This window comes from Neobacillus sp. MER 74 (genome assembly GCF_023714155.1).
The window spans coordinates 34732-46648 of record NZ_JAMAUV010000005.1 but is presented as its reverse complement, the minus strand read 5'-3'; the positions used below and the strand labels follow the sequence as shown (position 1 = coordinate 46648).

Annotated in this window: 10 protein-coding genes; all 10 read left to right on the top strand. The window is 38.8% G+C overall.

The window, feature by feature from the left end; all coding sequences use genetic code 11:
• The first annotated feature begins 141 nt into the window (after window positions 1–141).
• Window positions 142–660, top strand: a complete 519-nt coding sequence (locus M3610_RS10800) for a shikimate kinase (protein ID WP_251459103.1) — start codon at window positions 142–144, stop codon at window positions 658–660.
• Window positions 661–693: 33 nt separating this feature from the next.
• Window positions 694–1458, top strand: coding sequence for a type I 3-dehydroquinate dehydratase (aroD, locus tag M3610_RS10795; protein WP_251459101.1), 765 nt, complete (start codon window positions 694–696; stop codon window positions 1456–1458).
• Between the two features lie 130 nt (window positions 1459–1588).
• Entirely contained in the window at window positions 1589–2023 is a 435-nt protein-coding gene (locus M3610_RS10790) for a DUF4395 domain-containing protein (RefSeq protein ID WP_251459099.1), read from the top strand.
• 236 nt (window positions 2024–2259) lie between these two features.
• Entirely contained in the window at window positions 2260–3297 is a 1038-nt protein-coding gene (argC, locus tag M3610_RS10785) for an N-acetyl-gamma-glutamyl-phosphate reductase (RefSeq protein WP_251459097.1), read from the top strand.
• Between the two features lie 57 nt (window positions 3298–3354).
• Window positions 3355–4584, top strand: a complete 1230-nt coding sequence (argJ, locus tag M3610_RS10780; protein WP_251459095.1) for a bifunctional ornithine acetyltransferase/N-acetylglutamate synthase — start codon at window positions 3355–3357, stop codon at window positions 4582–4584.
• Window positions 4585–4599: 15 nt separating this feature from the next.
• Window positions 4600–5397 carry an acetylglutamate kinase gene (argB, locus tag M3610_RS10775; protein WP_251459093.1) on the top strand — a complete coding sequence of 266 codons (798 nt, stop codon included), beginning with the start codon at window positions 4600–4602 and terminating at the stop codon, window positions 5395–5397.
• Entirely contained in the window at window positions 5397–6596 is a 1200-nt protein-coding gene (locus M3610_RS10770) for an acetylornithine transaminase (protein ID WP_251459091.1), read from the top strand. Before argB ends, M3610_RS10770 begins: the two co-directional genes overlap by 1 nt.
• Before the next feature lie 5 nt (window positions 6597–6601).
• The gene (locus tag M3610_RS10765; RefSeq protein ID WP_251459411.1) at window positions 6602–7678 is read left to right on the top strand and encodes a carbamoyl phosphate synthase small subunit; all 1077 of its coding nucleotides are present in this window, start codon (window positions 6602–6604) and stop codon (window positions 7676–7678) included.
• Window positions 7665–10892 (top strand): carbamoyl-phosphate synthase (glutamine-hydrolyzing) large subunit, encoded by a 3228-nt coding sequence (gene carB, locus M3610_RS10760; RefSeq protein ID WP_251459089.1) that lies wholly within the window; start codon window positions 7665–7667, stop codon window positions 10890–10892. Before M3610_RS10765 ends, carB begins: the two co-directional genes overlap by 14 nt.
• Window positions 10885–11862: an ornithine carbamoyltransferase gene (gene argF / locus M3610_RS10755; protein WP_251459067.1), complete on the top strand. Its 978-nt coding sequence runs from the start codon at window positions 10885–10887 to the stop codon at window positions 11860–11862. Before carB ends, argF begins: the two co-directional genes overlap by 8 nt.
• Window positions 11863–11917 lie beyond the last annotated feature (55 nt).

Here is an 11917-nt window from a genome sequence, read left to right as displayed (position 1 = left end):
GAGACTCCTGTGCGGGTCTCTTTCTTTTGGTGTCAGGCACCGATAAATTAATCCTAAAAAATTGTCTAAAATCTCAAAATAGCATTATAATTATGCTTAATAATTTGTTTTAAGCAACGGGAGGTCTGGAGTAATTTGGAGATGAGTGACAAGAGTATTGTGTTTATTGGGTTTATGGGTGTTGGGAAAACTACGATTGGCAAGAAGGTTGCTACAAAACTCAATCGTGAATTTATTGATATTGATGAACAAATCGAAAAAGAGTATAACATGCCGGTATCCCAGATTTTTACTGAATTTGGTGAGACTGAATTTAGAGATAGAGAAAAAAGCTTAATTGTGAGTCTAGCGGAACAAAAGCAAAAAGTTATTTCTGTTGGTGGAGGGGCCTTTCTCCAAACAGAGATAAGAGAAACTTGCTTAGCTTCTTGTATTGTGATTTTTCTCGAACTATCATTGGAAGCCTGGAAAGATAGAATTGAGCTGATTATCGACAGCCGCCCTGTTTTACAAGGAAAGTCAATGAAAGAAATGGAAGAGCTTTATTATAAAAGACAAGATATTTATAAGAACCATCATTTAAGGATTTCCACCAATTACAAAACTTCGGAAGAAATTGCCGACTTAATTGTAAATGAATTAATTTCTTATGTGGACTAAACTAGTTCAAAAGATCAATAAGGAGCGGAGAAAATGCCTAAAACTGTTACTGTAAGAGACCTCACAATTGGGGAGGGAATCCCAAAAATCTGTGTGCCCTTGGTGGCAGAGACCGCTGCACAATTAAAGGAAGAAGCAAATTTTCTTAAAGATATCGACTTAGATCTAGTCGAGTGGCGTGTCGACTTTTTTGAGTATGTAGAAGATACCGAGAAAGTGAAAGAGGCACTGATTGATATTCGCTCAATCCTTCCTAATACACCACTCCTCTTTACTTTTCGAAGTCATAAGGAAGGCGGCAATAAGGAAATTTCGACTTCTTTCTACTTTGAATTAAACAAGATTATTGTAGAAACTGGCCTGGTTGATATCATAGATGTTGAATTATTCAATGATGAAAAGACAGTAAAAGACTTAATTGGTAAGGCTCATGCCAAAAATGTCCTGGTGATTATTTCAAACCACGATTTTCATAAAACGCCATCAAAAGAAGAAATTATCTCTCGGTTAAGGAAAGCGCAAGAATTAGGTGGTGATTTACCGAAAATTGCTGTGATGCCCAATTGTACGGCTGATGTGCTCACTCTCCTAGATGCAACCAATACAATGAAGGAGCAATATGCGAATCGTCCGTTTATAACGATGTCTATGGCAGGTAAGGGAGTCATTAGTCGATTGGCCGGCGAAGTATTTGGGTCAGCTCTAACTTTTGGAGCAGTGAAAAAAGCATCTGCCCCTGGACAAGTAGGAGTTAAGGAATTAAGAAGCGTATTAAATCTTCTGCATGAAAGTCTATAAATCTAAAAAAAACACTCTGTTGAGTGTTTTTTTAGATTTGAGAGAAAAAATTACTTTACAATTGAATTCATTCAGGTTAGTATGACTCTAAGTATATAAAGCCAATAGGAAAAGTGGGGATTAAAAGGTCATGACAGAAAATACTCGTTCTATACCTCGTCCACTTGTAAGAACAAACCAGTGGGTTATTGTCATAAGTGTTGTGTTAACTTGGTTGTCAGGTAGTAAGTGGTTATTATTGATACCATTAATTTCGGGTTTACTTGGGTTGCTAGTTGGATTTAATCCGGTAATGTATGTTGCTAAATTATTCTTAAGAAAAGACTCGAAGTCCTATATCCCAGAAGATTGGGAGCAGCAGCAATTTAATCAGAAGTTGGCCGTATCGTGCCTTGGAATAGGCTTTATCAGTTTCTTACTTGGTTGGACTGCCCTAGGTTACGTGGTCACTATTCTTGTTACTGTTGCGGCGTTTGTAGCCATTTTAGGTTTTTGTGTTGGATGTTTCATCCACTTCCAATGGAACCAATATAAACATCGACGGAAAATGTCTCAATTAAAATAAATGCTAATTTTTAATGCAGTTTTAGTAGGACAGTGAACTTAACCGTTCACTGTCTTTTTAATATACATAAGAATGCATAAAAAATGTATAATTTTACTCCCATTAATGAAAGCGTTTACAAAAATAAAGAGGGTAATTTTCAATTAAAACAGAAAATTAAGCTATTTTTTCATTGAATATTTATATGTAAATATGTATAATAATTCATTATAAAAGCAACTTAGGAGTTGGATAAATTGAAGGCTGCAATTATCGGTGGTACTGGTTATGGAGCAATTGAATTAGTGAGGTTAATCAATAAACATCCTTTTTTGGAGATTGGTTCAATTGTTTCCAACTCACAATCAGGGTCTAGCTTTAGTGAAATTTATCCTCACCTATCTGAAGTTAATGATCAACCACTTGAAAAATTTGATGTTGATAGATTGTCTGAAAAGAACGAAATTGTATTTTTGGCTACACCTTCGGGAGTCAGCAGCAGGTATGTTCCACAGCTTTTAGAGACTGGAATTAAATGTATTGATTTATCTGGAGATTTCCGGCTCAGGTCGGGTGATATATATGAATCATGGTATAAGCATTCACCAGCAGAAGATAAATATTTGCAACAAGCAACCTACGGATTAAGTGAAATTTATGCAGAAAAAATAAAGACTGCTAACTTAATAGCTAATCCTGGCTGTTATCCAACTGCCACAACTCTAGGCCTTATACCAGCATTACAAACAAATTTAATAGATGAAAAATCAATCATCGTTGATGCAAAATCGGGAGTATCCGGAGCAGGAAGAGGACTTTCCTTACCAGCTCATTACTCCGAAATCAATGAAAACTTAAAAGCGTATAAACTAGGTGCACATCAACATATTCCTGAAATAGAGCAAGTACTTTCAGATGAAAGTGGAAATCCACTAACGATTTCATTCACTACACATCTTGTACCAATGACCAGGGGAATTATGTGCACGATGTATGTGAATCTTAAAGAAAAAATTTCAACGAAAAAAGTTATAGATTTATATAAACATTTTTATCAAGAGTCCCATTTTATAAGAGTGCGGCCTGAAGGGAATATCCCTTCGACAAAAGAAGTATCCGGTTCAAATTATTGCGATATTGGTCTTCATGTTGACGAAAGAACGAACCGACTTACAATCATATCAGTTATCGATAATTTGGTTAAAGGGGCCGCCGGGCAGGCCATCCAGAATGTGAATTTGATGAATGGCTGGGATGAGCGAACGGGGCTCACTGACATTCCGATGTATCCATAAGAAAATACTACCTTGTTAAATTGGAGAACGAAGGGAATTTTGAAGGGGGAAATTAAATTGACACAAGCAACATCTACAAACGAAATCGTTGTTATAGAAGAAGGTAGTGTAACCTTACCAAAGGGATACAAAGCGGGCGGAATGCACTGTGGAATTAAAAGAAAACGACTTGATTTAGGATACATCGTGTCAGAGGTTCCTGCCACAGCTGCAGGAGTATATACAACCAACATCTTTCAAGCCGCTCCATTATTAGTCACCCAAGAAAGTATCGCGAAGGAAAACAAGGTTCAAGCCATTATCGTGAACTCTGGAAATGCCAATGCATGTACGGGGGAACAAGGATTAATGGATGCATTCGCGATGCAAAAAAGTTTTGCAAACGAGTTGGGATTACAAGACCATCTCGTAGCTGTTACTTCAACAGGTGTTATCGGAGAACTTTTACCGATGGAAAAAGTGTTAACAGGAATAAAACAACTCTTAAATCCAGAGAATCAAGATGAAAATCACTTTAAAAATGCGATCTTAACAACAGACACATGTGTCAAACATATCGGAGTTCAATTTAAAATTGATGGAAAAACTGTTTCCATTGGGGGAGCATCTAAAGGTTCTGGAATGATCCATCCAAACATGGCCACCATGCTTGGATTTGTTACAACAGATGCAAACATTGCACAAGAAGATCTGCTTGCAGCACTTCGAGATGTAACGAATCAAACATTCAATATGATTACCGTTGATGGTGATACAAGTACAAATGACATGGTTCTCGTTATGGCGAATGGATTAGCTGAGAATTCTCAACTAACAAAAGATCACCCAGAATGGCAAATTTTCAAACAAGGATTAAAAATTGTTTGTGAGTCACTTGCTAAAAAAATAGCAAGAGATGGTGAAGGTGCTACAAAACTAGTAGAAGTTCAAGTGAATGGCGCATACAGTCAAAACGCAGCAAGTGCAGTCGGCAAAGCAATTATATCTTCAAACCTTGTTAAAACTGCTATTTATGGAACAGATCCAAACTGGGGGAGAATAGTTACTGCTATTGGCTACAGTGGTGTAGCGGTTGAACCTAACAAAGTAAAAGTGGCGATTGGACCTTTCACAGTATTTGAAAATGGTTTGCCAAGCCACTTTGTTGAAGAAGAAGTAAAAGAATACTTAGAATCCGAAATTGTTAAATTGAGTGTTGAATTAAACCAAGGTGAATATAGCGCTACAGCTTATGGATGCGACTTAACTTATGATTATGTGAAGATCAACGCATCCTACCGCACATAAGAGGGGGACGAAAGAATGAAATATATAGTCATTAAGTGCGGCGGAAGTGTGTTAGATAATCTCCCAAGGTCCTTTTATGAAGATATTGTCGCACTTCATAAAGGAGGCGAATGGACGCCCATCATCGTCCATGGCGGGGGTCCACTAATTACATCATTATTAAAAAATCTAAACGTTGACACCACTTTTGTGAATGGTCTAAGAGTAACCAATCACGAAGTATTAGATATTGTTGAAATGGTATTGAGCGGCTCTGTCAACAAACAAGTTGTCCGTAACCTTATCGAAGTTGGGGGCCAGGCGATTGGCATTAGTGGTGTAGATGGTTCCCTATTACAAGCTGAACCAACTGAAAATGCAGATACATTAGGATTCGTTGGTGAAGTAATTGGTGTGAACCATAAAGTAATCAAAGGAATCATTGCCCAAGGTAATGTTCCAGTCATTTCTCCGGTCGGCATCGATGCTGGCGGGCAGCGATATAACATTAATGGCGATATTGCTGCTTCAGCGATTGCCAAAGCATTGGGTGCAAATCTTTGCTTCATTAGTGATATACCTGGAATCTTGGTTGAAAAAAATGGTGCCAAGACAAAACTTGATAAAGTTTCAAAGGCAACCATCGAGGAACTGATCGATAATAAGACCATTTATGGTGGAATGATACCTAAAGTAAAAGCCGCCATTGATGGCCTTGTCCACAAAATTCCTGAAGTTAGTATTATCAATGGATCGGAAAAAAGCAGCTTAATAGATTATACGAACGGTAAAATGACCGGCACAAAAATTGTCTTAGAAGAGGGGATCGCGTAATGTCTATCAATAATTCCACCTCCCTGACCTCGCCAGTGATGGCAACATACAGCCGCTTCCCTGTTACTCTAGTTAAAGGGAAAGGGAGCTATGTATGGGATGAACAGGGAGCACAATATCTAGATTTCACTTCCGGTATAGCAACCTGTAACCTAGGGCATGTCCCAGATGTTGTAAAAGCTGCACTTGAGGAGCAATTGCAAAACTTGTGGCATTGTTCAAACCTCTATAATATTCCAAATCAGGATAAGCTGGCAGCGCTTCTTACGGGTAAAAGCTGCGGTGACCAGGTTTTCTTTTGTAATAGTGGAGCCGAAGCTAATGAGGCAGCGATTAAATTAGCTAGAAGATATGCCCACAAAGTGAAGGGAAAAGAAGCACCTGAAATTGTCACCTTTCAGCAATCCTTTCATGGAAGAACCCTAGCAACCTTATCGGCTACAGGACAAGAAAAAATTCAGCAGGGATTTTTTCCATTAGTATCGGGGTTTAGTTATCTGCCATTTAATGATGAAGAAGCGTTGGAGCTGTTTTATACGATTGAGCCTGCAGCTGTTCTCCTAGAACTTGTTCAAGGTGAAGGTGGAGTCATCCCGGCAAACCAAGAATGGGTCAAAAAATTAGCGAAGATTTGTAAGGAAAGAGAAATACTCCTAATGGTTGATGAAATTCAAACAGGGATTGGAAGAACTGGTACCCTCTTTGCTTATGAACAATACGGAATTGAACCCGACATCATTAGTATTGCCAAAGGTCTTGGCTCAGGTTTTCCGATTGGAGCGATTATCGCTAATGAGGAAGCAGCCAAAGGTTTCGACCCAGGCAGTCATGGCAGTACTTTCGGAGGGAACCCATTAGCCACAGCTGCTGGAGTCGCAACGGTTACACATATACATGACACGAACCTATTAAATCAAGCAAACGAAATGGCAACATACTTAGATAAACAACTGCATGTCTTGAAGGAACAGTTTTCATTGATAAAAGACATCCGCGGACTCGGTCTGTTAAAAGGAATTGTTGTTGAATCGAATGCTCTAGAAATTGTTCAAAAAGCACTCGAAAACAACCTTCTGATTCTTACAGCCGGTCCAAATGTGGTAAGGATTTTACCACCGTTAACTGTTACATCGGAAGAAATAAATGAATTTATTAAAGCATTGGAAAAAACTTTCCAAAGTATTGAGAAAGGCGTGTGAGTAATTTGCGGAATGGATACCTTACTTTGGAAACGGGCGAAGTCTTTGAAGGAATATTAATTGGTGCCGAAAAAGACTCTCTCGGAGAAGTGGTTTTTAATACTAGCATGACTGGGTATCAAGAGATTATCACCGATCCATCATACGCTGGACAAATCATTACATTCTGTTATCCAATCATCGGAAATTATGGAATAAATGCAATGGACAATGAAAGTGTCACACCAGCTTTGTCTGGGGTTATCATTGGTGATTTATGTGAAACACCAAGCCATTATCAATCCATCAATAAATTTTCTGAAACTCTTAAAGAAGCAGGAGTTCCTGGGATTGCGGGAGTTGATACTCGACTTTTAGTAAAAACCATTCGCAGCCGCGGGACGGTTAAAGGTTATTTAAGCAAAACAAAGAATAATGAAAATTTAGAATCAGATACTAACTCATTTTGGGTTGAGAAGGTATCAACCAAAAAAATTCAATTTTTCAAAAACAGCGGTCCGCATGTGGTGCTAATGGATTTTGGATACAAAAAGTCAATTCTTAACGCCCTGCTGGATGAAAACTGTGCGGTTACCATTGTTCCATACAATACACCTTATGAAAAAATCCAAGCCTTAAATCCAGATGGTGTCCTATTGAGTAACGGCCCTGGGGACCCGATGGAATTGAAAAAGTGGTTTCCTGAAATAAAAAAGGTAAGCCAAAATTATCCTACACTCGGAATTTGTCTAGGGCATCAATTAATAGCCCTTGCATATGGGGCTAAAACAACTAAATTAGCCTATGGACATCGCGGCGGCAATCATCCAGTAAAGGAATTAATGACTGGAAAAGTGAAAATCACTGCTCAAAACCATGGATATGTTGTAGTTGATGAAAGTATTGACAGCAAAGTATTTGATATCAGCTACAGAAACGTTAATGATCGTTCGATTGAAGGTTTGAAGCATAAGAATTTTCCAATTCAAACTGTACAATTTCACCCAGAAGCCCATCCGGGGCCAAGTGATACAGAGTATATCTTAAAAGATTTCGTAAGTCAGATAGCATCAATGGGAGAGACAGTATATGCCATTAAATAAATCCTTAAAAAAAGTATTAGTGATTGGATCAGGCCCCATTGTCATTGGGCAGGCCGCAGAATTTGATTATGCAGGCACACAAGCATGTATTGCCTTGAAAGAAGAAGGAATAGAAGTTGTTTTAATTAATAATAACCCGGCAACCATCATGACGGATGAAGCAGTTGCCGATAAGGTATATATTGAACCGCTTAATGTGGAGACCATTGAAAAAATCATCAAGAAAGAAAAACCAGACGGAATTATTGGCACCTTAGGCGGCCAGACTGGCTTGAATCTAACCGTTGAACTTTACGAACAAAACATTTTAAGTAAATACAATGTGGAATTATTAGGAACATCTGTCGAGTCCATCAAAAATGGCGAGGATAGAGAGAAATTCCGTAGTTTGATGCTTGAAATTGGAGAGCCCATTCCTGAATCAGCTATTATTCACAGCTTCGAGGAAGGGGTATCTTTCGTTAAAGAAATTGGATATCCAGTCATTATTCGTCCCGCATATACACTTGGAGGCGATGGCGGCGGCTTTGCTTACAATGAAGAAGAATTTGAAACTGTTCTAAAAAAAGGCTTAGCAGCTAGTCCTATTCATCAAGTATTAGTAGAAAGAAGTATTAAAGGCTGGAAAGAAGTTGAATATGAGGTCATGAGAGATGCCAATGATACGTGCATCATTGTTTGCAATATGGAAAATATGGACCCAGTTGGCGTTCATACAGGTGACTCGATTGTCGTCGCTCCATCGCAAACATTAACAGATGTCCAGTATCAAATGCTTCGTGATTCTTCAATAAAAGTAATTAAAGAATTAAAGATTATCGGCGGCTGTAACATCCAGTTTGCACTGCATCCAGCATCGAATCAGTATTACATTATCGAAGTAAATCCACGGGTGAGCCGTTCATCAGCACTTGCATCTAAAGCAACTGGTTATCCAATTGCCCGGATGGCAGCGAAATGTGCGATTGGGTATCATTTGGATGAGATTGTGAACCCAATAACAGGTAATACGTTTGCCTCATTTGAGCCAGCGATTGATTATATTGTGGTGAAACTACCTCGCTTCCCTTTTGACAAATTTCCTGAAGCAGATCGAACTTTAGGAACGCAAATGAAGGCGACTGGGGAAGTAATGGCGATTGATCGGACCTTTGAAGGAGCCTTAAACAAGGCAATTCGCTCGATGGAAATGAATGTTTATGGGCTTTGTCTTGAGGGAAATAAAACAATGGATGAAAAGAACTTAATTGGACTTCTTGAACAAGCAAATGACCAGAGACTTTTCATCATTGCAGAATCCTTTAGAAGAGGAATTTCTTTTGAAAAAGTTCAACAAATCACCGAGATTGATTCATGGTTTTTACACAAAATTAGCTCAATCGTTACGTTAGAAGCGGAATTGGCGTCCTATAACTGGAGTGATGTGCCTGTTTCCTTGCTTAAACAGGCAAAACGAAATAATATCGCCGATAAGCTAATATCTCAAATATATGCCATTCCAGAGAAACAAGTAAGAAGCAAATGGAAAGAACTGAACTGGAAACCAGGCTATAAGATGGTTGATACTTGTTCAGCAGAATTTGATGCCGTCACTCCTTACTATTATTCTACCTGGCATGGATTTGACGAGGTTGAGGTAACAAGCAAGAAAAAGATTCTTGTTATTGGTTCAGGTCCGATTCGAATCGGGCAAGGAATTGAATTTGATTACTGCTCGGTACATGCAGCAAAAGCAATTAAGAAAAAAGGATACGAGGCAGTGGTTATTAATAATAACCCTGAGACAGTTAGTACCGATTATTCTGTTGCGGACCGCCTTTATTTTGAACCACTCGCCGCTGAGGATGTGCTTCATGTCATCGATAAAGAAAAGGTCGATGGTGTATTGATCCAGTTTGGGGGGCAAACAGCAATTAACATAGCCCATGCATTAAAAGAAGAGGGAGTAAATATCTTAGGCACGACCGTGGAAAATGTCGATCGTTTAGAAGATAGGAAAGAATTCTATCAGCTGTTGGAGGATTTAAATATTCCACATATTGAAGGGCAGACCGTAACACACCCCGAAGAACTGAAAAGAGCAGCGGCTGCGTTAGAATATCCAGTTTTAGTAAGACCATCCTATGTCATAGGCGGCCAATCGATGTTTACGATATTTTCAGAAGCGGAATTGAACCAATATATAGCGCAGCTTGAGAAAAATTCGCAAGCCTCCATGTGGCCTTTATTAGTAGATAAATATATACCTGGACTAGAATGTGAGATCGATGCCATCTGTGATGGGAAAAATATCGTCGTACCAGGGATTTTTGAACATATAGAAAAAGCTGGTGTTCATTCTGGCGACAGTATCTCAGTGTTCCCGCCAGTGTCACTTTCAGAAAAAGTGAAAGAAACATTAATTGATTACGCTGGGAAAATAGCTAACTCAGCACCGGTAATTGGAATCATGAACATTCAATTTGTCATCTATCAAGAACAGGTGTATGTACTTGAAGTCAATCCTCGTTCATCCAGAACGGTCCCAATTATGAGCAAGGTGACAGGAATACCGATGATTGAATGGGCAACACGTGTTCAATTAGGAGAAACCCTTACCGATTTATGTTCAACAAAGGGACTAATGGACGAACCTGATTATTTTTCGGTTAAATCACCGGTGTTTTCATCTAGTAAACTTAAAGGTGTAGACCATGTACTCGGGCCTGAGATGAAATCTACAGGTGAGGCACTTGGTATGGGAGTAACCTATCAAGAGGCTCTTGAAAAATCTATTCCATCCCTAGGTGGTCAATCTGAGGAAAATTATCTTTTTTGTTCTATTGCCGATCGGGATAAGCAATCGTCACTTCCAATCATGCAACAACTTGTAAAAAAACAATACAAGATTGCTGCAACGGAAGGAACAGCTGCCTATTTTCAAGACAATGGAATTCCTGTTGAAAAAGTAATTAAGGGCGATGATGAGGTCCTCGATCTTTTCCGAAACCAGTCCATGAAGGCTGTTATTAACATACCGAATCAAGGTCGAAATAAAATTAAATTTGGATTCCAGATTCGCGAGCATGCTGTTCGCTACAAGGTACCTGTATTTACACACTTAGATACAATTGAGGCGATTATCGATCTTGAAAAAGGTCCACGATCCGATTTTGGGGTACGATCTGTGAATGAATATTATAAGTTAGAAGAGAGAGGTGCTATTCATGGGTGAGGCGATTAATTTATTTGAAACTAGTAAAAAAACTGTTCAGAAGCTGAAAGGAAAAGACTTCCTACAGCTTTCTGATTTCAGTACAGATCAAATCCTTTATCTATTAAATGAAGCGGTAGAGATGAAGAAACTCCAAAAACAAGGCAAACCACATCCGTATTTAGCCGGTAAGGTTTTAGGAATGATTTTTGAAAAATCCTCAACCCGTACAAGAGTATCATTTGAAGTAGGAATGTTGCAGCTCGGAGGACATGCGATATTCCTTAGTTCAAAGGATATCCAATTAGGAAGAGGAGAAAGCATATCAGATACGGCTAAAGTGTTATCCCGTTATGTGGATGGATTAATGATTCGAACATTTTCACATGATTCAGTGGAGGAATTAGCTGAACATGCAACAGTACCGGTCATTAATGGCTTAACCGATCTTCAACACCCAACTCAAGTGTTGGCAGATCTATTAACAATACTAGAACATAAAGGGAAATTAGCTGGCTTAAAGCTATGTTATATCGGGGACGGTAATAACAATATGGCCCACTCGTTAATGGAGGGTGCCATGAAAGTCGGCATGGATATTAGCATTGCTAGTCCACCAGGCTATTTGCCTAATGGTAAAATAACCGAGGACGCCATCAAAGTGGGGAAACAAACGGGATGTTCACTGAACATTACAAATGATCCCCAAGAAGCGATTAAAGGCGCTGATGTGGTAGTCACAGATGTGTGGACCAGCATGGGTCAGGAAGAAGAAACAGAAAAGAGATTGAAGGCATTCAAAGGATTCCAAGTAAATAATGAACTGTGCAAGTTTGCAAAAGATGATTTTATCTTTTTACATTGTTTGCCTGCACACCGTGGTGAAGAAGTAACAGCAGAGGTTATTGATGGTCCGCATTCAGTTGTTTTTGATGAAGCAGAGAACCGCCTGCATGCTCAAAAAGCAATTTTAAAACTTTTACTAGAATAATAGTTTCTTTTTCTATGAAACTTGTTGTATAATAATTCTATCAGTTGGATAAAAA